Genomic DNA, 23,890 nt, shown 5'->3' with positions numbered 1-23,890 from the left:
GCGATGACACTAGTTTTAGTCGATTTCTATCTTTCAACCTTTAGTTTTCTTAAGGGGAATCGGCTCTAATTTCCTATAGACGAAACGTGCGGAGCAAGGCAGATCCCTGCGCTTAGCCCCATTAAGGCAAAAATCCAAGCCCAGGATTTTAACCTTAATGACGCTAATGATCAGGATCTAAACGCCTTGCTCCGCACTCTTTTACTATTTAACTGGCACCACGCAAACGCCCTCTGGTACCATGAAGTCCTTTTGGACCATCGTCAATTTACCGCTGGCCGCATCACGTTGGTATAACGTGGCGTTGTCAGAATTCTGGTTGACGACGATGACTAAGCTTTCATCCGCGTTCCAGTTGAAATCCCGTGGGAAGTCGCCTTCCGTAGAAATCCGTTGGACCGTGGTCAACTGACCCTCATCATCGGCCGCAAAGACCGTGATGGAGTTGTGGCCCCGGTTGGAGACGTAGACGAAACGCCCATCGCGACTCAAGCGAATAGCGGCGGAACCATTGTGGGCCGTCCAGTCATCGGGAATCGTGTGGCTAATCTGCTTAACCGTCAGCTTGCCAGCCGCCGCGTCGTAGTCCAACGTGGCCACGTTACTGCTCAATTCACCGACCAGGTAGGCGACACCCTTCTTCTCGTCAAAGACAATGTGCCGGGGACCATAGCCCGCTGGCAGATCGACGTGGCTGACGGCCGTTAATTTACCAGCCGCTGACACGTCATAGATGTAAACTTTATCCGTTCCCAAGTCGCAAACAACTAACCGGTTGTCCGGCGTCAAGTTGGCAAAATGGGGGTGTGCGCCATCGGCCTGTTCAGGTGCTGGCCCCACGGGATCGTCATCGTGAATTTCATCCGTTTCCTTCAAGGTTCCATCGTCCGCGATAGCATAGACATCGACCAGGCCCTTGTGATAGTTGGCCGTGTAGACCAGTTGCCGGGCTTCATCAACCGCAACGTAAGCCGGTGAAGAACCGTGCTCCAACACTTGTTGGATGGCCCGTGGCTTTTCTTCAGAAACATCGTAGATAATCAAGCCCCCCTGGGTCTGACCATCGGTTTCCTTCTTATTGATGACGTACAGGCGCTCAGCAGCGGCCTTGGCAATGTAAGTTGGACTCCCTGCAGAAGCTAACCATTCGCAATTCGTTAGCTGTGGTGTCTTGGTGTCCAGGCTTACCCGGTAAATACCGCGACTAATCCGCTTGGTGTAAGTCCCAATATAAAAATCTTCCGTCATATGTGCTACCCCTTTCAACTTACCAATATCTAATTCAAGTATAGCACAGCTCAGTCAACAACACTTGTGAAGTCACTGGTAACGGCGCGGATTTATCTGTACAATAGGGTTAAATCGTTTTTAAGAAAGGAATCACCGTTCATGTCAAGCTTTGAGGGTTACCACCCGTTACTCACACCGAAATTTCGGTTCGACTGGCTTACCCGTTTTAAATTAAAAAATGTTGCCGACCTCACCAATCGCGATCTCGCCGAAACCGCCGAGTGGATCAACAATACCATGCGTTCCACCATGAAACGTTCGACCCTGACCTGGGGCATCGAACGGCGGCAGACCCACAAGCTCGTGGGCTGGGGCGGCTTCTTAGAATTGGACCTGCCCGCCCACACCGGTCACGCCGGATTGGCCGGCAAACGCCTGCCCGCCAGCGAACAACAGGAGATTGTCGACCGGCTCGTCAGCTTTGGGCGCGACGAACTTCAGCTCACCGAATTAAAGCTGACCCCGTCCGCGCGACTGGACGAAGCGGTGCTCGCGGCCGCAGGATTCACCGCCGACGACACCGGTCAGGACTGGACCTGGCGGCGACACCATTAATCACAGACTATCACTTGAAGCGACCAAAAGGCCTTGATGCGGTTCAACCCGCACCAAGGCCTTTTCATTGTCATAAACTTGCTGGACGGCACAGTCTCCCCTGCACACACCAGCAGTCCAATCTCCCTTAATCCTTCTCCGTCACCCGCTGATTTAATTCGCGGGCGATATCAAAAGATTCACTCCGATAAGCATCATGAACCCCGAGGTAATAGCAAGCTAGGCTCCCCAGTGCAACCACTAAGAAGTCCCAAGGATAGGCAATCTGCCCAATCCCGCCGAACTGCGAACTCCCCGCATACGACATCACGGTTAGCCAAATCATTTCGGCTAACAACCACCGGCTTCCCTTGAGGCTTGCCCGTAAGGCTCGCCACCCCGCTGGTTGTCGAATTTCGTAATAAATGTAGCACAGGAGACCTAAGGCAATCACGCCGAAGACCTCGACCGTAGTCGGCCACTTGGCCCAGTAGATGGCCAGACTCGCCAATACGTAGGCTAGCGGCGCCCAAAGATTAACACCGTGTAGTCGAAACGGCCGGATAAAGTCGTGGCCCTGACGCCGAAGTGCTCTGACCGTCACGGGACCCGTGAGGTAAGCAATCAGCGTGGAGGTGGAAATCACATTGGATAACGCACTCCAATTCCGAAAACCAGCTACGAGCAGAACGCCCAGGAGCATATCCACCACCATGGCGCGCCGCGGTGTCTGGTACTTCCGGTTGATTTCTCCCAGCTTGGTCGGCACGTGCTTGGTCCCGGTCATCGCCGCTAGGGCTCGACTGGTCGTCGCCACAAACGAGACTCCGGTCCCAAACGGCGAGACGAAGGCGTCCAAATACAGTAGAGTCGATAGCCAGCCCAAGTTCAGCAGAATCGCAATATCCGCGAACGGCGACTGGAAGTTGACGCCTTGCCAACCGTGCGCCAGCGCCGCCGAGGGCACGGCCCCGACGAAGGCCACCTGAAGCAACGTGTAAATCACGGTACTAATCCCAAAGGCAATCACGATCCCCCAGAGAATGTTGCGTTCCGGGTGGTCGATTTCATTGCCCATGTTGATGGTCGTCTGAAAGGCATTGTAGGAGAAGATAATCCCCGCGGCCGTAGTAGCCGAGAAGATGGCCGCGCTCCCACCGGGCATAAAGCCCGCCGCATGTCCAAAGTTACCGGCATCAAATCCGGTCGCTAGCAACACGATAATCGTTAAGGTCGGAATCACCAACTTGAAAACGGCGATAAAGCTGGTGAACCGCGTCAGCAATTTCACTGACCAAAAATTCAATAAAGTAAAGGCCAAAATAAACAGAAAGACAATCATTAATCCTTGATTGGTAATGTTTCCATCCTTCAAGAAGCCCCTGGTCCAGTTCGCCCAGGCCCAGGGCCACGAACTCATGTATTGGACGGCGGCGACCGCTTCGATCGGAATAATTGTCAGTAGCGATAGCCAGTTCGACCAACCAGCCACGAAGCCTAACAAGGGCCCGTGGGAGAAGGCCGCGTACTGGCTCATCCCCCCGCTGGTCGGGAACATCGTCCCAAGTTCAATGTAATTCAATGCAATCAGGCCGATAACCACGGCCCCTAAAATCCAAGATAGGATAGCGGCCGGACCGGCGATCTGGGCAGCCATTCCTGCCCCAAACAACCAACCCGAACCGATGATGGCACTCAGCGTTAGCATGACTAATGAAAATAAACTCATCTTGCGCTTCAACCAAATTCCTCACTTTCAAAAAAGATATTGGCCCATTGTACACCTGGAATCTGGCAATGCGCTAAGAAAGTAGCAATATTTCCCTTAGAAGAGTTGCCCGACGTAGTAGTGAATTAACATGGTGATAATCCCAACAATCACGTTTCTGATAATCGCGGTGCGGACTAACCCATGGCCTAATTTAGCACTCAGAAATCCCGTCAGCGTGACGGACAGTAACACGGCGATGATGGTTGCTGGCCACTGCCAAGCCGTGGAAAAGAGACTCATGGCAATCAGCGGAAAGGCGCCCCCCAGCGAAGCGGCAATCAGTGAGGAGAATGCGGCATTCCACGGATTCATGTAGTGCCCCAGTTGGATATCTTCCTTCACGTTCACCACCGTCTTCAAGGCATCCTTGTGCATGAGATCTTGGGCAATCGCCAGTGAGGTCTCGGCGGACACGCCCCGTTCCTCGTAGAACCGTTGAACGGCGGCCTCCTGGTCTTGATAGTTGGTCTTGAGCAAGGCGGCCTCCTGGCTAACGGCCGCCTGTTCCGTATCCTTCTGCGTGCTGACGGAGGCGTACTCGCCCGACGCCATCGAGAAGGCGCAGGCCAACAGGTCCGAGAGACCCGCGATAAAGATGGTAAATTGATTGTTCGTGGCCGCGGCGACACTGAACAGCACCCCGACAACGGTTAGAATCCCATCGTTAGACCCCAGAACGCCGGCCCGTAAGGTATTTAATTTTTCACTCATGGTCTGTTGCTTTTTTTGCTTCTTAACGCGTACTTCTTCATTTGCTGCCATTGCTGTGGCCCCCCTCTAAGCGAATAAACTCCCGATTCCGTACGTGACCAGCATCGTTAAGATCCCGGCGATTACGTTTCTAGTGGTCCCGTTACGCCGGTTGGCATTGCCCAAGACGGCCGCGATATACCCGGTAATCGACAGCGCGATGATGACGGCGATAAAGGTTCCCGCAATCCGCCACTGTGCCGGCAACAGTGAGATGGAGACTAACGGTAGGATTGACCCGGTTGGAAATGAAATCATCGAGGCAATCGCCGCGGAGTAAGGATTCGTGTACTCCCCCACGTTGAACCCGAACCGTTCACGGACGGTCGTTTTGAGGGGGTCTTTGGTCATCATTTCCTTTGCCGCTTGATTGGCCAATTCCGGACGAATCCCACTGGCTAAGTATTTATCACGGACAAACGCAAACTCCCCCTCGTAGTCGTTGTCCAGGGCCACGGTCTGCGTCTCAATCGCCTTGCGCTGGGCATCCTTCTCGGCGTTGACCGAGACGTATTCGCCCATCGCCATGGAGACCGTTCCGGCAATCATGCCCGCAATCCCCGAAATAAAGATGGCAAAACTACTGGTGGCCGCTCCCGCCACCCCGACAACGATGCCGGCAACGGAAAGAATCCCGTCGTTAGCTCCCATGACGCTGGCCCGCAGCACGTTAATCCGTTGCGCCAACGTTGCCTTTTTCTTCTCTTTTCTCATAGCTATCTACCCCCGATTATGTCCGTCTTCCATCTTAACACTCTTATAAATAAAAGTTAGGTGACACAAACTAAATTATGAAACCATTCCAACTAACGCCTTATCATCGATTCAAAATCACTTGGTTGCCGTCCGCAACCGTAAAATGTGGTATGATTTTAGATTGAACGCCACTGCGCGGATTAGCCCCATCATTTCTTCTAGTTTAGAACGGTTATTAACTGCTAACGAATCCATTGTACTCAGATTGCGGTCAAAAGTAAACTCTAAAAAGCCCGTGTTTTTAATTTATTTGACGGCTGCCGGTTAGCGAGGCAATAAACTGGAAGTATTGTCAAAATGTGGTTTAATAGAGGCAAACTAGATTGATTATAAATTAGTTGGTCGCGACCCATCCGGTTTCACCGGCCACTTAACCATCAGCATCAGTAAGGAGGGTTCACCTTGGCAAATCAGCAACAACTCTTAAAACAGGCCCTACAGACCTTGAAGGACCACCACGTCCGGGTCACCCCACAACGCCAAATTATCTTGACCTATTTGGTGACCCACCACAACCATCCCTCGGTCGACACCATCTTCAACGCCCTGGCAACGCAGCTACCCAACCTCAGCATGGCCACGGTCTACAACACGTTGAATCTTTTAGTCGACCTGGGTGTGGTGATTGAATTACCCAACGATAACGGCGGATTGCGGTACGACTTCTACGGTCGGCCCCATTACCACGTTATTTGCGAGAACTGCGGAAAGATTACGGACGTTTTCGCCCCCGACTTCCCCCAGATCGAACGGCAACTCAACCAGGAGGCCGCCGACCAGACCGGCTACCTCATCACCAGCAATCACGTCGAGGTTTACGGGCTCTGCCCCGAATGCCAGCAGAAATTACACATCGATCCCAAGCGGCAAAATTGGACGTCAAACGGCCAGAAACCGTTGTCATAGCAATATTACAGCCACATTACAGGTGTCGTTAACTTTTAATGTATTTGCAAACACCCTGAATAAATCCCGTCAGCATTAATATTAGTCTCGTAATATTACAAGTCTAGCCCGAGCTGACGGTTGTCGGGACCCCGGATAATGTATATAGTTGATAACGAAGAATATCGACTGAGCGACCTGGAAGGGTCGTGCATGAATAAAAAGATTTGAGGGATGATCAGGGTGAAGATGCATAAAGTAGTATTGACCGCACTGGCCGCCTTAGGCGTTGTTGGCATTCTTGGTGTCACCAACACGACTACGGCTAACGCGAGTTCCAAAGTGAACAATTACATCAATAGTAAAAATATTAAGCCGGCTAAGATTACCAAGTCCATTTGGAGTGGTTTTCCAAAGAACAAGTACCGTCACGGTAAGGCTAAGCCAGAAGGTGTCGTCGTTCACGAAACGGCCAATCCATCTTCGACCATCTATAACGAAATTGCTTATATGAAGCGTAACTACAACAACGCCTTCGTCCACAGTTTCGTCGATGGCTCGCGGATCATCAACATCGCTAATACCGACTACTTGGCTTGGGGGGTTGGTTTCCCGGGGAACGCGCGCTTCGTTCAATTTGAACAGGTCGAAGTTCACAGTAAGTCCGCCTTTGCCCACGAAATCGCCAACGCGGCATGGTACACGGCTTACCTCTTGAACGAATACAACCTGAAGCCTAACGATGCCGCTTACGACGGTAAGGGAACGGTTTGGTCTCACGGTTCCGTCGCTTCTCACCTGGGTGGCTCGTCCCATACCGACCCGGTTGGCTACTACTCTACCACGGGTAAGAAGTACTTCGGTCAGAAATACACGATGGCCGCCTTCTACCAGATGGTTAAGAAGTACTACAACGCCATGAACGTTAAGCACACCAAGTTGGTTAGCGCCACTTACAAGTCGGTCAACAAGCAAGCCAAGTTAAGTAGCAAGTACACCAAGTACTACCTGTACAACCACGTTAAGGGTGCCAACAAGAATGCCAAGCGGCAGAGTTGGTCAAAGATTTCCCCTAAGGTTGGCAAGACCTACTACATTGATATGACGGCTAAGAAGAGTAACGGTTCCATGTGGTACCGGATCAAGCCATCGAAGAACACGACCAGCAAGACGCGTTACTGGGTCTACTCCGGTAACCTGACCAGCATCAAGGACGTTGAAACGGCAACGGCCACGAGTGCTAGTGCCACGGTCAGTTCATCTTCCGCTTCATCTGCTAGTGACACCGCAACCTCAAGCGCTTCTAGTAGCAACTAATTAAATGATTTCAAACGACACGACTGCGAGTTTTTCTCCGGTCGTGTTTTTTGGGCACCCGCTTCGGCTAGTTAAAGTCTGCCCTCAGGATTTGTAACGTGTGCCGCCAGACTTTTCCGTCCGTTTGGCGAAGAACCACCGACAATTACGCTATAATAGGAATAAACATTTAGCGGATGGGGAGGATTTAAGATGAACAAACGGGGATGGGGTATCGGCGTAACACTGATGATGATTGGCCTACTAGGCGGCTTCGGCTGGCAACACCACCGGCGGCCATCCCCCCTGCCCGCTACCGCGGCGACCCAGACGATTTCACCGCGGTTGGTTAAACGCCAACGGGTGCAGGCCCGCACGTACCGCCAGCTACAAAATCTACAGGCTAAATTGGGCACGCTTCAACGCATCGTCCCCAACGACCGGCACGTGGCCTATCGTCTCACCAAACGAACCCGGATTTACGACGAACTTCTCGATCACGAACGGATGGGGCGCCTGAACAACGCCGCCTACGTTCCTTATGATAGCCACAACGAACGCTACAATTTCATGGCCGTCCGCACCTATTACGGCAGTAAGCAAACGCTGGTGGCCGTTCGGATTTACGACCTCTACGACACTTTCAAACCGTGGCGGGCGCCGCATTTTTACCAAGTCTCGACGGCTGACTTCGACGACTCCGCCATCACCGGTTACGTGCGGCTGCAGGACCTTCGTCTCGTCAATCCGATTCGCTCGCGAAGGACACTGAACCACGTGCCCTACTACCTCAACCGCTTCGACGGGCGCCACATGCCCGACAATTATAAGATGACCACCATGCGGGTCTGGAACGCCATCCCGGGGACCAAACCCAACGTGACCGGCGGCGACGTCAGCCACCTGATGTACCAACAGCTCTACGCCACGCAAGAAGCCACCAATAATCAGGGGCGCACCTACCTCTATCTCCATAACGCCGCCGGTCCAGTCGGTTGGGTCCGGAAGAGTTTTCAACTCACGCAAGGAAAATTCGTCCAACCGGCCAAGCGCCTGCTCCACGCCCGCGCCACGGATACGGTGCGCCTGCAGACACAGCCGGTCAAGAACCAGCACGGTTACCACTACGCCCAGCGCGTGTACAATCTCTACCGGCACCACCGTTGGATTCGTAGCTTGACCATGAGCTATCTGCACTACCCTACCGTCTTCGAGATCGACCGGGGCAAGGTGACCGCCGTTAAATTCTACAATCACCACGACCAGTGCATTCAACAAGTCAGCAACCCCCACGGCCTGACGAAAACGGCCCAAACCCATCCCAAGGCCCACAGCCTGGACTGGGAGAACGATACCGCCCGGGTCGTGACCTTCAATCAGCGACACAAATCTAAACGCTACCTCTTCAGCATTCAAGATGGCGACCCGGACCCCGAGGACACCTATGGCACCATCTACGTCGGTCGCCGAGGCACCGCTCTGATGTGGAGCTCGGGGATGGCCTCACTAGAATGACCCCCCAACCAAAAAGCAGCCCTTCCACGCTAACCGCCACGGGTTAACTGGAAGGGCTGCTTTGCTTGTCCAACTGCCTATCCTACTAAGTGTTCGTTCAACATCTGCTTTTTACCATGAAGTTAGACTCACCAGTTGCCTGCGCCTGCCAGGAGTTCCGCCTGCTGTGGGGAACGCCTGCAGCCAAGAAACGGGCTTCCGGCTCGCTTGGAAGCCTCGCAAAGATCGCGTGTCTCCCAAGTCGTCCCACTCAGTAACCTGGCAAACAACGCCAGCTAACTGAGTCGACACGGCTGGCTCCACTCCTGGCGATCTCCGGCGGGGCAACGGCTATCACGAAAGATTCGTGTTAACCCGTTGGTGATTGGCAACGGGCGTTTAAGCAATCGTCGCGTAATACCTCCCCCGTAGCCGTGAGTGAAGTCCAAGATGAGCTCAGCCGTGGGATTATCTGAGCGGCGTTAGCCGGTTAGATAATGGCGACTTGGAAACGCCGATTCTTGGCGGTTCCAAGCGAGGAGAAAGACCGCTTCTCAGGCTTTCTCCGTCCTGCCCACAGCGTTCCAGCTCATCTTGGGCGAACGGTAAGGCGACCAGTCCACACTAGGTTGCCGAAAGCAACGACGTTTCGCCAAACCGCGCCATACCACTACTGTCAGTTTTCGTGATCGTTCTGGGCCTTGGCCACGCGGCGCCGCTGACCGGCGATCGCCCGCGTCATGACCCAGGCCGTGATGGGCACGGTCAGAATCACGCTGACCATGGCGAAGAGAATCATCAGAATTTCCGAGACGAAGATTTTGTCATTTAAAATTTCACCAAAGGAGTAGTGGACCCCGGTAAACCAGATGAACAACGCCAAGAAACCCCCGAAGAAGCCGAAGAACAGCGTGTTAAAGGTCGTTCCGATAATCTGCTTGCCCACGGTGATACCGTCCCCTAGGAGGGCCTTAGTGGTCACTTGAGGGTGTTGCTCGAGGATTTCACTGAGACCGGCCGAAATGGCCATAGCGGCCTCCGCAATAGCCCCCAGCGTGCTCAGAATGGCCGTGGCCGTGGTCACCTGGACGAAACTGATGCCGACCAGTACCGACAAGCCCTCGAGGTCCTCGCTATCCTCGGGCCCGAAGCCCTGGACCAGTGCCCAGTGTTCCACCGGCACAATCAGTAAAACCAGAAGCACCAAGACCGCCGCGGACGCCAGAAAGGCCACCGTACTGGACAGATCGTCCCCGCTACTCATGAAGATGGTCAGCGCCAGTACCAGCAGGCCCACGACCAGCGTTACGGGCAACGGTGGAAAGTGAAAGGCCACCAGGACGATCGCCAAGAACAGGAGGCCAAAGTTCAGGAGTAAGGCGAGAAAGGACTGGAGCCCCGCCTTGCCACCAACCAGGACCATCAGGACCAGTAAGACCAGGCCTAAAACGTTAATTGTACTCATGCGTGCACCTTCTTTTCCATGAAGCGACTGGCCAGATAGCTGGCTAACGGCACGGCCAACACGATGCCAATCCCACTAATCAAACTTTGGACGACGCCCATCGACATATTCATCGAGAAGGTGTAGCCCCAACTGTTGCCGTTCTTTAAGTACAGCATCGCCATGGGGAAGGTGTCCGCCACGAAGATGAAGAAGAGCACGTTAATCAGCGGACCCATGATGGTACTGCCAATCTGCCGACCGGACTTGAAGATTTGCCCCGCCGACAGCTCCGGCCGTTCGCGTTTCAACGCAAAAAGTGAGGAAATGATATCGGTCGACTCATCCATGACCGCCCCCAGCGACCCCAGCAACGTCTCCGCCAAGAATAGTGGCCGCGGGAGTTGGGTGACGTACTGCATGGATTCGTAGTACATCCCCTTCTCGTGGGTAAAATGAAAGACGATCAGGGCTACGAGAAGCGATAGCGCCGTCCCCCCCAGCGTCGTGCCCAGCGTAATCAGCATCTGCCGGTTGGCGCCCAACACCAGCCACAGCGTTAACGCCGCAAAGACTACCGCCAGGCTACCGAAGATCCAGAGCACCCGGGCGCCCTGCGTCGAGCCGTTTAGCATAATGGCTATCAGAAATAGCAGTCCGTTGACCGCCACGCTGAGAAACGCCATGAACCCACTGAATTGCATGATTAACAGCAATAAGCCAATGACCAGCCACAGCATGAAGACCAGGGGCGTATCGCGCTTGGCGTCCTTGGCCGTGGCAGTCAGGCCGTGGGCGTGCTGGTGGACCACCACGAAGAGTTGACTGCCCCGCCGATAGTGCTGATCCATGGCACCCGACAGCGAATAAGTATTGGTGACGGTCAGTCTTTGCCCCCGATATTGACCGTTAAGGATGTGCCCGTGCAAGACCTGCTTGGTTTGCCGATCCGCGTTGTGAAAGTCATCCTCCTCATGGGTGGTCGCCCCCGTCTGGACGCTGGTCACCTGCATGATGGGGTCCCGGTAGAGGCCGGCATTATGTTGCGTCCCCCAGACCAATAGGCCCCCGACCACGAGGACCAGTAGCCACATGCCCAGCGTGACCCGTCTTTTCTTCAATAAACCTTGCATATTTCCGATCCCTTCTAACTTTGACGCGTTGCATTCAATATACCACTTTCCGTGGTGGGCCCATCGTCGGTTTGAAAATTTTAACGAAATCACAGCAATCGCCGCTCTAGCAACCCTGTCAGGGGGTTAATTACCGGAGAATACCCGGGGGGCCTTGCAATTTGGCTGGATAAACGATAGAATGGTAGCCGATTGTTATTTTAATTAAGCGAGGGTTTTTACAATGAGAAAAGCACATCCAAATGGCGTTCAAGGCCGTCGGAAGGTTAACCGTAAAAAGGACCGGAAGCGGCGCGACGAAATTTCAGATTTACAACGTTGGTTAAAGAACAAGAAGTAAATCTGACGCCTATACCATGAAACGCACTGACAAGTTAATTGCCAGTGCGTTTTATTTTGGCCAAAATAAAAGGACCCGGCTCGCGCCAAGTCCCTAACGTTTAATCAACAACTAATACACTCGTCTTGGAGTTGTGGACCACGTAACTCGTGGTGGACCCCATGATGGCTCTGCCCAGGCCGTGTGCCCCGGAGCGCCCAATCACCGTCAGATTGGTGTTGAGTTCCTCTGGCAAGGTCACGGCAATGGTTGGCTTCGGCAAGCCCGTCTTGAACCGAGTTTCCACGGGAACGCCGGCTTCCTTAACCTCTTCAACGGCGGTATCCAAGAATTTCGAAGCCGCTTCTTTGAAGTGCGTGACAATTTCACTGCCAAATTCCGCGCCGTAGTGGGCATAGGTCTGATCACTAGCGACGGAAACGATGAACAGCTTTGATCCCAGTTTTTGGGCCAATTTGGTTGCCTCCACCAGAGCTTTGTGGGCGTTCTTGCTCCCATCCATTGGTACTAAGATCCGTTCATACATCATATCCCGTCCTTTCCATATTAAACCATCAATGTGGTATCGTTTTCAACACCTTTATCATAGCAATAAACCCCGCGTGTTGGAAGTCTAATGCCCAAATTTTCACGAGATTTTTAGGGTTCTGGGTAAATGTTTAGCCGATTCTCATTCTCGCTTTCTCCCCGGTTTGTGGTAAGATTAACCAAATAACTGAATTAGAAGGATGGTTCCCACAATCATGAAAAAGTTTTTGCTGGGCGCCCTGGGATTACTTGCCTTAACCCTAGCCGGCTGCTCGAATAATCAGCTCACCACGAAGAAATCTAGTTACCGCCCCACGGCCCTCACGGCGGTGGTCAAAGGCACGGCTGGTGCCAAACGCGTTAGCTATCAAATTGATAATGGCCCCAAGCAATCCGTTAAGGTCAACGGTGGCAGTTACTTCTTCCAAGTTCCCGCCGCAACCAAGGACCAGACCGTAAAGATCACGGCCGGAAGTGCCAAGAAGACCATCACCGTCAAGAAGGTCAAGGCCCTAGGCACCTACAAGACATTGGCCGCTAAATACAACCAGATGGTCACGGCCACGTACCTACCGAAGAAGGTTCAAAAGCAATTGCAATCGGCCCAGAAGAACCAGGCCGCAACCAAGAAGAAACTGGCCGCACTAGCCAAGACCAACCCCACGGCCGCTGCCGCCGCTGCTCAGCAGCAACAAGTCGCAGCCGAGCAACTACAGGCCGAGATGAACACGGCCAAGCGCAAGGCCAAAGACGAGCTCCTGCCCACCACAACCAAGGACGGCCTTAAGAATTTGTCCACCACGAAATACACGACCGTTCGGGCCAACGTTCAGGACGGCAAGCTGATGGGCGTGGCCATGATCACGCCCACGAAACAAATGAAGACAAAGACCGGCCAAAAGAAGTTCGGGACCACCTTCGCCTTGCTGGGGACCACGCTGAAGGCTAAGCCGAAATACGTGATCAACAAGTTCGAGAAGGTCTTGAAGGACGCCAAGAAGAATAGTTCGTCGACGACCACCAAGACGATCACGTCGAACGGCATTCGCTTCAACACCGGCTTCTCCACCGACCACCTCTACATCTACATGACGCAGGGCTAACGGCTAGGATTGGTGATAACGGATCACCTTGCACGGAATCAACCTAATATTTTCCCGAAGGCCCAGCACTTGCCGCTGGGCCTTTTTGCTTGGCCAACTCGCCTTGCCGCTACCACGTGACCCGTCACCCGAGAAGCCGGCGCCCGCCACAAAAAAGCTTGGATGGCAGTCGCATCTGCCAGGCAGCCGTCGCGGTCAGACAGCTTCACTCTCAGATTTTCAAGGGGCTGGTTAGCGTATACCCTAAACCAGATAACAAACTGAATTGCCCTAACCCACCCGCTCTAAGGGTAATCATTTTTATCCCCAGCAATCAGGCCGCATAATAACGGTATGCTGAGATAGTGAATATTAGCCGTTTATTCACCGCGGAAATATTGGCTGGACCGGCTAGATTCGTTTTCAAGGGGGAGTTATTATGCAAAACGAAGAAAGAGTATTTGAGAATTTCCTACGGCAGTATCGCGAAATTTTTCGGGTGTTGATCAATGCGGCAGAACAGATCACCGGCCAGTACTCGGTTAGCTTCGAACAGTATCTACTGTTGAAACAGATTCACGAGCAACGTAACATTACGTTGAGTGAATTAGCAGATTCCACGCGGACCACGCGTTCAGCGGCGGCCCGGAAGCTGCGGGCACTGTTGCTGGACGGATTCGTTGAACAGGAAGCCAAGATGGATGATCGGCGGGTAAAGTACTTACGCCTGACCGACAAGGGGACCACCGTGGAACACGATATTCATCAAGCCTTTTTGCAAAGTGCCGAGACTTGGAATCAGATTCCAACCAGTTTAACGCCGGCAGACATTACCGATTTCTTTACGCAATATCAACAGAACATTGCGGTCTGGGATCGGACACGGCCAAAGTTCCAACGGCCAGTTCTCAACGCCAAGCGCCGGGTCGATTAGCTTAAGTACCGATGATACAGTTAACCAATAATGGCATCGACCATTTTAATAACGGGAGTTGAATCGACAGGTTCAGCTCCCGTTATGCTTGCCTGAATTTTTGTTTATGAGAAACCTATGATAAAAAAATTCCCTTTTCCCTTTAAAAGCGGTAACCTGTCACTAATGACAACTTTTTTAAGGAGGATTTCCTATGCGTATTAATCATTTTGCTTCCGATGCGCCATCCGCTGGCGACTTTCCGGTCGACGACTCCCAGTTGACCCAAGACTTTTACGACGCCGTCAACGGCAAGTGGGCCGCTCAAGCCACCATCCCCGGCGACCACGCCTCCACCGGTGGTTTCATGGATTTGGCCGACAATATTGAACATACGCTGATGCACGACTTCAGTGACCTGTTAGCGGGTAAATTAGCACCGGCTAATCCCGAAATGGCGGAGTTCAAGAAACTCTACACCATGACCAGCGACTTCGACCAACGCGAAAAGACCGGGACCGCCCCACTCAAGCCATGGTTGGCTAAGATTGAAGCGCTCAAAGACTTCGACGACCTCAGCCAGCACTTGGCCGACTGGTATCGCCAAGGCTTGCCGGCACCCATCGAGGTCGGTGTTGAACCCGACATGAAGGACACCAGCCAGTACGCACTCTACGTGGACGCACCGTCCCTCTTCCTGCCCGATAAGACCTATTACAGCAAGGATAACCCGGCAGCCAAGCAACTCATGCCAATCTTTACCCAAACGGCGACGAAGCTGCTGGAGCTCCTCGGTTACGACGCCGATCGGGCCGCCACCATCGTTGAACAGGCGAAGGCTTTCGATGCGCAGATTGCCCCTCACGTGAAGTCTTCCGAAGAGGCCGCCGACTACGTGAAGATCTACAATCCACGGAAGTTAGCCGCCGTCGATGACCAGGTCAGTGCCCTTAACCTGACCGGCGCCATTACGGACCTGCTTCACGATACGCCGGAAACCGTCATCTTACCTCAACCCAAGTTCTTCGACGCGGCAAACGACATCCTGACGCCCGCTAACTTCGACGCCATCAAGAGCTGGATGCTGGTCAAGACCGCCTTTGACGCGACCGGCCTTCTGACCGAAGAATACCGGCAAGTCGGGGGAACCTACAGTCGGGCCCTTTCCGGTAAGAAGGAAGCTCGCTCGCAGGCCAAGGCCGCTTACTATCTGGCCATGGGCAACTTCTCCCAAGTCGTCGGTGACTACTACGGTCGCAAGTATTTCGGCGAAACGGCTAAAAAAGACGTCCACGACATGGTCGTCAAGATGGCCAACGTCTACCAAAACCGGTTGAAGACCAACGATTGGTTGAGTAAGGCCACTCGGGAAAAAGCCATCGTTAAGCTGCAAAAATTAACGATTAAGGTCGGCTATCCCGACAAGATCGACCCACTCTACGCCAAGTTCCACGTGGACACCACTAAGTCCTTATTCGACAACCTGCAAGGCTTCAGCGAGATTGCCCTGGCCGATTTCTACGGTCACTGGGGCCAACCCGTGGACCGCGACAAGTGGGAAATGAGCGCCAGCACCGTCAACGCTTACTACTCCCCCACCAACAACGAAATCGTCTTTCCGGCTGCCATTCTGCAGAAGCCATTCTACAGCCTGAAACAGTCCAGCAGCGCCAACTACGGAGGGATCGGGGCCGTGATTGCCCACGAAATTTCCCACGCCTTTGACAACAACGGGGCCCAGTTCGATGAATTTGGGAACCTGAACAACTGGTGGACGGAAGCCGATCTGGCCCACTTCAAGGACCTGGCCAAGGCCATGATTACCGAGTTCGATGGCATTCCGTTTGCCGGCCAGAAGGTCAACGGGAAGCTCACCGTTTCGGAAAATATCGCCGATGCTGGTGGCCTGAGCTGTGCCTTGGAAGCCGCCAAATCGGAAGCTGACGTTGACTTGCGGGCCTTCTTCATCAACTGGGGGAACATCTGGCGAATGAAGGCCACCACAGAATACATGCAGCTCCTGCTGTCGATTGACGTGCACGCCCCAGCTAAGCTCCGGGCCAACGTTCAACTCAAGAACTTGCCGGACTTCTACAGCACCTTCAACGTTCAGCCGGACGACGCCATGTACTTGGCCCCGGCGGATCGGGTAAAGATCTGGTAGTCGCCACTTTAATTTCAAATTAAAATAGCTGTAAATTCCCGCTTGTGAGAATTTACAGCTATTTTTTTGGGTTAATCAGCTAAAGGTTGAAAGTAGAATAAACGCACTACTTTCCGTAACAACGGTGTTCTGTCCACTAAAATTAGTGAAATCAGATCCTACGCCTGCCAGGGGTTCCGCCTGCTATGGGGGACACCTCCAGCCTGGAAAACGGGCTTCCGGTTCGCTTGGAAGCCTTGTAAAACCCACAAGTCTTCCAAATCGCCCCACGCTGTAAGCTGAGAAAGAACCTCAGCTAACCACCTTTCAGCCCACTCTTTTATTGTCTAAGCTTTCAACGTACTTTCTCGTTCAATTAATTCGGTGCCAATCGTCACCCGCTGTGGCGTTTGGCGACCGGTCTGAATGCGATCGGCCACCAGGTCGGCGGCCTCTGCCCCCAGCATTTCCGTATTCACGTGAACGCTACTGAGTTCGGGGAAGACATACTTCGCAATCGTGGTGTCGTTAAAGCTAAAGACGCTGACCCGCTCCGGCACCGCAATTTCATTCTCCCGCAAGGCTTTCAACGCCCCTGCCGCCATCGGATCGTTGGTCACGAAGAAGGCGCGGGGCAACTGCTTGCCCAGCCGCGTAATGGCGGCCTGCATCTGCTCGTAACCGGACTCCGCGGTGTAGTCGCCGGTGAAGACCAACTTCGGATCGAAGGCCCCGCGCGACTGCATCTCATGGCAGTAAGCCGTGTACCGCGGGTCAATCACCGTGAGCTTGCCATCGGTCGTGGCCTCACTCCCACAGATTAGTCCCACCTCGGGCTGGTCGTGCTGCCAGAAGTAGTCCACAACCTGCTGGACGGCCACATCGAAGTCCGTGACCACGCTATCGTAGCCGTGAGCCAACTGATCCTGGTCGACAAAGACCAGATTCCCCGTTAACTGGGACAAGGTGGTCACCTGCTCGTCACTGAATTTTCCAATGGCAATCACGGCATCCACGTCCGGGTCAATGGCCTGCAGATTGTTCTGAAAGGTCCGCGTGGCCAGCATATTGAGCTGTTCACACCGCTTTTCCAATCCCAGCCGAATCGCCATGTAGTACAGATCGTCCAATTCCTTAGACTTCGAATACCACTGGACGATGGCAACCCGCAACTGCTTGACCGGCGCGTTGGCTCGCCGCTTGGATTTGGTATAATTCAAGTCCTCGGCGACCTCGAATATTTGTTTTCTGGTGGATTCGCTGACTGACAACGTCCGGTCGTAGTTTAAGACTCGTGATACGGTCGCTAGCGAGACCCCCACCGTTGTCGCAATATCTTTTAAGGTGGCTGCGATCACCATCACCTCCCGACAATTTTAGAGCTGTGCGATAAACTTATCCAGCGCGGCCTGGCCCCGGGCATCTCGCTTGAAGACCCCGGCATCGGCCAGGACGCGGGCAAAGGTATTTCCAATCGCCGCGTGGACAACAGCGGTCACGTTGGCCGCCGTAATCTCGTGGTCGCGCTTCAATTCATCGGCCCATGCTTGGTGCATAGGGGCCATCTGATTGGGCTGGCCCAGTAAGTACTTGCTGACCTCAGCCATTTCGGGCTTCAATCGCGCCGGAAGAATGGCCCGCCCCATCACTTCAATCAAGCCAATATTTTCACGCTTGATGTGCTGAACGTCCTGATGCGGATGAAAGATCCCGTCCGGATACTGCTTGGACGTCTGGTTGTCCCGTAAAACAAGGTCCAACACGTAGTCATCGCCGTCACGGTAAGCAATCGGCGTAATCGTATGGTGGCGCGTCCCGTCCGTATAGGCCCGCACGTCCACGCTCTCATCGGAATAATCAATCCATGAATTCAGGACCTTGGTGGCCGCCGTAATCAGTGGTTCCGGTTGCGCACCCCGCAGGCGAATATCGGTCATTGGCCACTGGACGATACCAGCGGAAACGCCGTCAACACCCAGGTCGACGGGCCGATCAATGGCCGCCTTCATCATGGGGAAGGTGTGTTTGCCCCCCTGATAGTGGTCATGGGTCAGCATCGAGCCACCAACAATCGGCAGATCGGCGTTACTCCCGACAAAGTAAGTCGGGAACTGCCGCACGATTTCCAATAGATTGGTAAAGGTATGCTGGTTAATCACCATTGGCCGGTGTTCTTGGGCCAAGAAGATAGCGTGCTCGGCAAAGTAAGCGTAGGGCGAATACTGGAAGCCCCAGGTCTCGCCTCCCAGCATCATGCGGATAATCCGATGATTGCTGCGGGCAGGATAGCCGAGTCGGCCCAGGTACCCTTCGTTGGTCATACAAAGTTGGTCCAACGGATAGCTGACCTGCTTTTGGGTTTGGGCGGCGGCAATGGCTTTGGGGTCCTTTTCCGGCTTGGACAGGTTAATCGTGATTTCTAATTCACCGGCCGGCGTCTGGGCGGGAAAAACCACGTTGCGGGCGATGTTACGCGTTTTAATGTAATTATTGGCCTTGCTTAACTGGTAAAACCAGTCGGTCGCGGCGCTAGGACTCTGCTGATAGCGATCCCAAAAGCCTCGGTTAACCGCCGATGGGAGCGGCGTCATGAAATCCATCAACTGAGATTCCAAGATCTCACGGGGACTCGGCGCGTCTTCAATCTTACCGTTGGCCACGGCCGTCTCAACCATGGCGGCGACCAGGTCAATCGGTTCGGCACTTACTGCTTCCTGAGCCGTCCCGTCGCCAATCAACGCGAAGATTCGATTAGTCACGTACTGCCGATCCAGCTCCGTGTACGGTGCCGGCGAAGCCACGACGGCGTTAATAAAGGTTTGAATAGTATCCGTCATTACTTAACCGCCTCGTTTTGATCGTCGTAACCAGCTGGGTGCTTTTGCTTCCAGTTCCAGGCCGTCCGAATGATATCCTCAACGTTGTCGAATTGTGGTTGCCAGTTCAAGACCTTCCGGGCCTTATCGCTCGCCGCAATCAACGTGCTCGGGTCACCGGCCCGGCGTGGCGCCATCTTGGCTGGAATCTCTTTGCCCGTCACCTTCCGAGCGGCTTCCAGCATTTCCTTGTTGGAGAACCCGGTGGAAGACCCGAGATTAAAGGCATCGCTGTCGTGACCGGCCTTCAGGTATTCCAGCGCGAGGATGTGGGCATCAACCAAGTCAACCACGTGAACGTAGTCGCGGACGTTGGTGCCATCCTTCGTTGGGTAGTCGCCGCCGAAGATGGACAGTTCCTTGCGTTCGCCGGCAGCCACCTGCAAGATGATTGGAATCAAGTGGGTTTCGGGATGGTGGTCCTCACCGATACTCCCGTCTTCCTTGGCACCGGCCACGTTGAAGTACCGCAGCGCAATGAACTTAATCCCATAGGCTTCATCGGCCCACCGCATGATCTTCTCCATCATCAACTTGCTTTCGCCGTAAGGGTTCGTGGGAATCTGCGGGTCGGTTTCCTTGATGGGAATCTGCTTGGGTTCGCCGTAAGTGGCGGCTGTTGAGGAGAAGATAATCCGCTTAACGTTATGCTTGTTCATGACTTCCAGCAAGGAAACCATGCCGGTCGTGTTGTTATCAAAGTATTTCAGCGGCTTTTCCATGGATTCTGGGACGATGGAGAAGGCGGCGAAGTGAATCACGCCTTCGATGTCTTCTTGATCAAAGACGCCGTCCAGGAATTTCTGGTCCCGCACATCACCTTCGTAGAACCGCGCTTGGGGATTAACCGCGGCCCGGTGTCCCGTGACTAAATTGTCCACAACGGCCACGTCATACCCCTTCTGAATTAACCGATCAACGGCGTGAGAGCCAATGTAACCCGCACCACCTAAAACTAAAACTGTCATCATCAATTCCTCCTCAATTAGGTTGTCTTTTATTTAGTCTAACCTGTTTTATCTGGACTGTTAACCCGTTTTAAAGCAGCGAGTTCGCTTAAAATCAGCGCCGCCATCTGGATTAACCTAGCCGACCACTCTACTTCTGTAATTCCTGTGGGCCATCCGCAATCTCGGCGACGTAGAACTCAGCCTTGTGGCCAATCGTCTTCTCGTAGACTTGACCCACCTTGGCTTCGAAATCTTCGACGTTACGCTTCTTAACAATCGCAATCGCACAACCGCCGAAGCCGGCTCCCGTCATCCGGGCTCCCAAGACGCCGGGTTGTTGCCAAGCCGTCTCAACCAAGGTATCGAGCTCCTTACCCGTTACGGCAAAATCATAATTCAAGGAAATGTGTGAAGCATTAATCAAGTGCCCAAAGGTCGTCAAGTCATGGTTTTGTAAGGCCTTAAATGCCTTCAAGGTCCGTTGATTTTCGAAGACGGCGTGCCGGGCCCGCTTGATTAACGTATCATCATTGATAAGATAAGCGTTCTGGTCGAATTGGTCTTCGTCCAGGTCCCCTAGCGTCTGAATGTCGAGCTTGGATTGTAGCCGTTTCAAGGCCTCTTCGCATTGAGCCCGACGTTCGTTGTACTTGGAATCCGTCAGTTCACGACGCTTCTTCGTGTTCATGATAACCACGACGTTATCGCCTAAATCAAGCGGCGCATATTCGTAGGCCAACGTATTGGTATCCAGCAAGATGGCCTGGTCCTTCTTGCCCATGCCGATGGCGAATTGATCCATGATCCCGGTGTTCAGACCGAAGTAATCATTTTCAACCTGTTGGCCCACCTTGACCATTTCGACTTCATCCAACTTCATGCCATAGGCCGCATGGAGAATTTCGCCCATCAGCATTTCCATAGACGCGGATGAGGACAAGCCCGAGGCATCCGGCAGATTGCCGTGAACAAAGAGGTCAAAGCCATGGTCAATCGTCAAATTCTGCTTAGCCAGCTCAAACAACATGCCTTTCAGGTAGTTCGCCCAATTGTCGGCCTTGTTAAACGCCAGGTCGTCCAGTGAGAACGTTAAGACGCCGGCATCAGGAACGTTGGCCGAGTACACGCGAAACTGCCGGTCATCTCTGGCCGAATAGGCGGCGTAGGTCCCCATGCTAATGGCTGCGGGGAAGACGTGTCCCCCATTGAAATCTGTATATTCACCGATCAAATTAATCCGTCCGGGGGAAAAGAATACCCGTTGCGGTGCAACATCAAATTTTTCTTGATATTCGGTTGCTAAGCTGGCAAAATCCATATCTATTAACCCCTTAATGTTTTTAGTAAAGTTTTACTATAAATTATCATAACCGCTTTTATGCGGAATGTCAACGCATTTATAAAGCGCTTTCTTTTTACCGCTCTACACCTGACCTACAGAAAAACCTCAGACACGAGATCTGAGGTTTTCTAAGTTCTAACTCTGAACGAGAGTGACTAGTTGTTTACCGCTCCCTGATGGACATTGGTCGCCTTACCGTTCGCCAAATAGGGGTTGGGCAGAACGGAAGCCCGGCTTTCAGGCGGTAGGCACAGGCGCCTGGTTTCACCCATTCTAATGGGCAGAACACCGTCGTTCCGGGGATCTGCGCGTTAGTTTCACTTTCAATCTTTAGCGCTTAATTCATTTTCCGATTGGGCTTGCTTTTCAGCCTGCTCAGTCTTCAATTTCTTTTCCAGTTTCCGAACAATCTTGGCGTGTTCCTTTTCCGACAGGGTCACCTTAAATTGGTAAATCAAGGCCGATACCACTAGCAGAATCATCGGCATGTAGAAGATAAAGGAATGGAAGATAAACATGCCGTGAGCGGTAATATCGCTCGGCTTAGCATCCCCAGTCATCCCAGCTTGGACGGCCGCAATAACGACGATCCCAGTTGAGAAGGCCCCGGCTAATTTATCAATCAATGGCCGAACGGATAACGTGACGGATTCGTTCCGTGACCCGTTCTTCCACTGGCCATATTCCACACTGTCGGTGATCGTCATCAGCGCGGCCAAGAAAATCATGGGGTACGGGAAGAAGAAGATCGCATCCGCTACGTACATCATCATGGCGCTATCGCCCGCAAAGTTAAAGAGCAGGTAGCCGACCAGCATCATACAAATGCCGCCCACGTAGACACCGCGCCGCGTAATCTTGGACACGATGATTGGGAACAATGGAACCGATATGATCCCCAGAAAGGCAGTCACCCCACCAATAACACTGTAAGCATTAGGATTGCCGATAACGTAACGGAAATAATACATCAGGAGTGAGTTGGTCACCACATAGCTTAAGGCAAACAGCAGATAGGAGAAGCCTAACCACATCAACTGATCGTTTTCAGCAATCACCTTGAAGACATCCCGAAAACGCGTCCGTTCCGTATTTTCCCGGATCAAGTTTTTGGTTTCTTTCGTCCCAAAGAAAGTGGCTAACGCACCTAACAAAGAGACTAAACCAATCACAACGGCGAAGCCTAACCACCCAGCACGGGTCTGGGTATCGCCGTGAGTTCCTGAGAATTTCTGGGAGAAGTAGGTCACCAGGGGCACAACCACAATAATGACCCCTTGCGCCCCCAAGGTAGAGCCAAACCGACCAACCGTTCCGAAGCGGTTACGAACCTTGGTGTCCACACTCAAGGCCGGTAACATGGACCAGAACGAAATGTCTTTGAACGAATAGAAGATGTCCATAATGACGAAGACAATTCCAAAGACCAGGAAGTAAATAGAGGTGTTGGAATCCGCCAAGCCAAACAGGCTAGAGAACATCAGAATCAGCCCGATCGAACTGACAATGGCCCCGGCCAGTAACCACGGCTTGAACTTCCCCATCTTGGTGTCGGTATTGTCGACCATGCCACCAATCATCGGGTCAAAAGCAATTTCAACTAACCGAATGACCACGACCATCGTCGTTACAATTCCGGCCTCAGCGGCGTCGCCTTTACCAACGAACAAGGCGCCGGTGACAAACATCGCAAAATAAGTATTCAGGGTTGCGTAGAAGGCATCGTGCCCAAACGCCCCCAAAGCATATGAGAAATATTGCTTAATCATGGTTCTTTCCACACCTTTCAACGAGAAATTGAGTTCTAAATCTAAAGGTTGAAAGATAGAGATCGACTAAAACTGTTGGTGTCGTACAATTCATGGCATTAATATTAGTCGGTTACAGTTCCAGCGGAAAGCGGTCGCCTTACCGTTTGCCAAATATGGGTTGGATCGCGGTGGGCGGACCGGACCGAGCCTGAAAAGCGGTCTTGGCCTCGCTTTGAGCCGACAGCCCACGTCTCAAAGACGCCAGTTCCCTAAGCGGCCAAAACCACCGCTAAGGGAACTCCCACGGCTGAACCCATATTTGGCTCACTCACGGCTACGAAAGTGCTGGCCAGCAACCAACGACTAAATCGACGTAACGACTAGTTTGGCGATAAACGCCGATGTCACTGATACACACCATCTTGCCGGAGATCGCCAGGGGTGGAGCCAGCTGTGTCGACGGTGTTAGCTGAGGTTTTTTCTCAGCTTACAGCGTGGGGCGACTTGGGAGACTTGCGGACTGGGCAAGGCTTCCAAGCGAACCGGAAGCCCGCTTTCCAGGCTGGAGGTGTCCCTCATAGCAGGCGGAACCCGTGGCAGGCGCAGGCTCCT

Annotated in this window: 19 protein-coding genes; 7 read left to right on the top strand and 12 right to left on the bottom strand. The window is 53.1% G+C overall.

Features of this window, described 5'->3' with window-relative positions:
- Positions 1-204: 204 nt before the first annotated feature.
- A complete protein-coding gene (locus V8I28_RS04355) occupies positions 205-1,248 on the bottom strand; it encodes a lactonase family protein (RefSeq protein WP_341778898.1) in 1,044 nt (347 codons plus the stop codon).
- A 141-nt stretch (positions 1,249-1,389) separates the two neighbouring features.
- On the opposite strand from V8I28_RS04355, the gene V8I28_RS04350 reads away from it, so the two are divergent.
- The gene (locus tag V8I28_RS04350; protein WP_341778897.1) at positions 1,390-1,845 is read left to right on the top strand and encodes a GNAT family N-acetyltransferase; all 456 of its coding nucleotides are present in this window, start codon (positions 1,390-1,392) and stop codon (positions 1,843-1,845) included.
- 127 nt (positions 1,846-1,972) lie between these two features.
- Here the strand turns inward: V8I28_RS04350 and V8I28_RS04345 are convergent, their stop codons facing one another.
- The 3 genes from V8I28_RS04345 to V8I28_RS04335 form a co-directional block, all read right to left on the bottom strand.
- The gene (locus V8I28_RS04345) at positions 1,973-3,553 is read right to left on the bottom strand and encodes an APC family permease (RefSeq protein WP_341778896.1); all 1,581 of its coding nucleotides are present in this window, start codon (positions 3,551-3,553) and stop codon (positions 1,973-1,975) included.
- 96 nt (positions 3,554-3,649) lie between these two features.
- Positions 3,650-4,357, bottom strand: coding sequence for a VIT1/CCC1 transporter family protein (locus V8I28_RS04340; protein ID WP_341778895.1), 708 nt, complete (start codon positions 4,355-4,357; stop codon positions 3,650-3,652).
- Between the two features lie 15 nt (positions 4,358-4,372).
- Positions 4,373-5,059 carry a VIT1/CCC1 transporter family protein gene (locus V8I28_RS04335; RefSeq protein ID WP_341778894.1) on the bottom strand — a complete coding sequence of 229 codons (687 nt, stop codon included), beginning with the start codon at positions 5,057-5,059 and terminating at the stop codon, positions 4,373-4,375.
- A gap of 444 nt (positions 5,060-5,503) precedes the next feature.
- Between V8I28_RS04335 and V8I28_RS04330 the strand changes: the two genes are divergently transcribed.
- The 3 genes from V8I28_RS04330 (at position 5,504) to V8I28_RS04320 (ending at position 8,797) form a co-directional block, all read left to right on the top strand.
- Positions 5,504-6,007 carry a Fur family transcriptional regulator gene (locus V8I28_RS04330; RefSeq protein WP_341778893.1) on the top strand — a complete coding sequence of 168 codons (504 nt, stop codon included), beginning with the start codon at positions 5,504-5,506 and terminating at the stop codon, positions 6,005-6,007.
- Positions 6,008-6,235: 228 nt separating this feature from the next.
- Complete coding sequence (locus V8I28_RS04325) at positions 6,236-7,303, top strand: peptidoglycan recognition protein family protein (RefSeq protein ID WP_341778892.1); 1,068 nt, start codon at positions 6,236-6,238, stop codon at positions 7,301-7,303.
- A gap of 192 nt (positions 7,304-7,495) precedes the next feature.
- Entirely contained in the window at positions 7,496-8,797 is a 1,302-nt protein-coding gene (locus V8I28_RS04320) for an SH3-like domain-containing protein (RefSeq protein ID WP_341778891.1), read from the top strand.
- Positions 8,798-9,452: 655 nt separating this feature from the next.
- On the opposite strand, the gene V8I28_RS04315 is transcribed toward V8I28_RS04320, so the two are convergent.
- The 3 genes from V8I28_RS04315 to V8I28_RS04305 form a co-directional block, all read right to left on the bottom strand.
- On the bottom strand, positions 9,453-10,241 hold the full coding sequence (locus V8I28_RS04315) for a YibE/F family protein (protein WP_341778890.1): 789 nt from the start codon (positions 10,239-10,241) through the stop codon (positions 9,453-9,455).
- Positions 10,238-11,353 carry a YibE/F family protein gene (locus tag V8I28_RS04310; RefSeq protein ID WP_341778889.1) on the bottom strand — a complete coding sequence of 372 codons (1,116 nt, stop codon included), beginning with the start codon at positions 11,351-11,353 and terminating at the stop codon, positions 10,238-10,240. The genes V8I28_RS04315 and V8I28_RS04310 overlap by 4 nt, the downstream gene beginning before the upstream one ends.
- 440 nt (positions 11,354-11,793) lie before the next feature.
- Complete coding sequence (locus V8I28_RS04305) at positions 11,794-12,219, bottom strand: universal stress protein (RefSeq protein ID WP_168900818.1); 426 nt, start codon at positions 12,217-12,219, stop codon at positions 11,794-11,796.
- Positions 12,220-12,436: 217 nt separating this feature from the next.
- Here V8I28_RS04305 and V8I28_RS04300 point away from each other — a divergent pair, with 217 nt between their 5' ends.
- The 3 genes from V8I28_RS04300 to V8I28_RS04290 all read left to right on the top strand — a co-directional run bounded on the left by V8I28_RS04300 (position 12,437) and on the right by V8I28_RS04290 (position 16,380).
- On the top strand, positions 12,437-13,324 hold the full coding sequence (locus tag V8I28_RS04300; protein WP_341778888.1) for a hypothetical protein: 888 nt from the start codon (positions 12,437-12,439) through the stop codon (positions 13,322-13,324).
- Positions 13,325-13,742: 418 nt separating this feature from the next.
- Positions 13,743-14,237, top strand: a complete 495-nt coding sequence (locus tag V8I28_RS04295) for a MarR family transcriptional regulator (RefSeq protein ID WP_341778887.1) — start codon at positions 13,743-13,745, stop codon at positions 14,235-14,237.
- Positions 14,238-14,430: 193 nt separating this feature from the next.
- Complete coding sequence (locus tag V8I28_RS04290) at positions 14,431-16,380, top strand: M13 family metallopeptidase (protein WP_341778886.1); 1,950 nt, start codon at positions 14,431-14,433, stop codon at positions 16,378-16,380.
- 326 nt (positions 16,381-16,706) lie between these two features.
- Here the strand turns inward: V8I28_RS04290 and V8I28_RS04285 are convergent, their stop codons facing one another.
- From V8I28_RS04285 to V8I28_RS04265, 5 genes are all read right to left on the bottom strand, one after another.
- Complete coding sequence (locus V8I28_RS04285; RefSeq protein WP_341779011.1) at positions 16,707-17,714, bottom strand: LacI family DNA-binding transcriptional regulator; 1,008 nt, start codon at positions 17,712-17,714, stop codon at positions 16,707-16,709.
- A 21-nt stretch (positions 17,715-17,735) separates the two neighbouring features.
- Entirely contained in the window at positions 17,736-19,196 is a 1,461-nt protein-coding gene (locus tag V8I28_RS04280; RefSeq protein ID WP_341778885.1) for a UDP-glucose--hexose-1-phosphate uridylyltransferase, read from the bottom strand.
- On the bottom strand, positions 19,196-20,203 hold the full coding sequence (gene galE / locus V8I28_RS04275; protein ID WP_341778884.1) for a UDP-glucose 4-epimerase GalE: 1,008 nt from the start codon (positions 20,201-20,203) through the stop codon (positions 19,196-19,198). The genes V8I28_RS04280 and galE overlap by 1 nt, the downstream gene beginning before the upstream one ends.
- 130 nt (positions 20,204-20,333) lie before the next feature.
- Positions 20,334-21,503: a galactokinase gene (locus V8I28_RS04270; RefSeq protein WP_341778883.1), complete on the bottom strand. Its 1,170-nt coding sequence runs from the start codon at positions 21,501-21,503 to the stop codon at positions 20,334-20,336.
- Positions 21,504-21,850: 347 nt separating this feature from the next.
- Positions 21,851-23,296: a glycoside-pentoside-hexuronide (GPH):cation symporter gene (locus V8I28_RS04265; protein WP_341778882.1), complete on the bottom strand. Its 1,446-nt coding sequence runs from the start codon at positions 23,294-23,296 to the stop codon at positions 21,851-21,853.
- Between the last annotated feature and the right edge of the window lie 594 nt (positions 23,297-23,890).

The sequence above is a fragment of the Levilactobacillus sp. HBUAS70063 genome, from assembly GCF_038374745.1.
GTDB lineage: Bacteria > Bacillota > Bacilli > Lactobacillales > Lactobacillaceae > Levilactobacillus.
This window is presented reverse-complemented; position numbering and strand designations above follow the sequence as displayed.

Bases quoted from the DNA above. Each gene is read 5' to 3' on its own strand.
- V8I28_RS04345 (WP_341778896.1), bottom strand. From the start codon at position 3,553: ATGAGTTTATTTTCATTAGTCATGCTAACGCTGAGTGCCATCATCGGT.
- V8I28_RS04270 (WP_341778883.1), bottom strand. From the start codon at position 21,503: ATGGATTTTGCCAGCTTAGCAACCGAATATCAAGAAAAATTTGATGTT.
- V8I28_RS04315 (WP_341778890.1), bottom strand. From the start codon at position 10,241: ATGAGTACAATTAACGTTTTAGGCCTGGTCTTACTGGTCCTGATGGTC.
- V8I28_RS04295 (WP_341778887.1), top strand. From the start codon at position 13,743: ATGCAAAACGAAGAAAGAGTATTTGAGAATTTCCTACGGCAGTATCGC.
- V8I28_RS04280 (WP_341778885.1), bottom strand. From the start codon at position 19,196: ATGACGGATACTATTCAAACCTTTATTAACGCCGTCGTGGCTTCGCCG.
- V8I28_RS04335 (WP_341778894.1), bottom strand. From the start codon at position 5,059: ATGAGAAAAGAGAAGAAAAAGGCAACGTTGGCGCAACGGATTAACGTG.
- V8I28_RS04355 (WP_341778898.1), bottom strand. From the start codon at position 1,248: ATGACGGAAGATTTTTATATTGGGACTTACACCAAGCGGATTAGTCGC.
- V8I28_RS04340 (WP_341778895.1), bottom strand. From the start codon at position 4,357: ATGGCAGCAAATGAAGAAGTACGCGTTAAGAAGCAAAAAAAGCAACAG.
- V8I28_RS04320 (WP_341778891.1), top strand. From the start codon at position 7,496: ATGAACAAACGGGGATGGGGTATCGGCGTAACACTGATGATGATTGGC.
- V8I28_RS04325 (WP_341778892.1), top strand. From the start codon at position 6,236: ATGCATAAAGTAGTATTGACCGCACTGGCCGCCTTAGGCGTTGTTGGC.
- V8I28_RS04300 (WP_341778888.1), top strand. From the start codon at position 12,437: ATGAAAAAGTTTTTGCTGGGCGCCCTGGGATTACTTGCCTTAACCCTA.
- V8I28_RS04305 (WP_168900818.1), bottom strand. From the start codon at position 12,219: ATGTATGAACGGATCTTAGTACCAATGGATGGGAGCAAGAACGCCCAC.
- galE (WP_341778884.1), bottom strand. From the start codon at position 20,203: ATGACAGTTTTAGTTTTAGGTGGTGCGGGTTACATTGGCTCTCACGCC.
- V8I28_RS04310 (WP_341778889.1), bottom strand. From the start codon at position 11,353: ATGCAAGGTTTATTGAAGAAAAGACGGGTCACGCTGGGCATGTGGCTA.
- V8I28_RS04290 (WP_341778886.1), top strand. From the start codon at position 14,431: ATGCGTATTAATCATTTTGCTTCCGATGCGCCATCCGCTGGCGACTTT.
- V8I28_RS04265 (WP_341778882.1), bottom strand. From the start codon at position 23,296: ATGATTAAGCAATATTTCTCATATGCTTTGGGGGCGTTTGGGCACGAT.
- V8I28_RS04350 (WP_341778897.1), top strand. From the start codon at position 1,390: ATGTCAAGCTTTGAGGGTTACCACCCGTTACTCACACCGAAATTTCGG.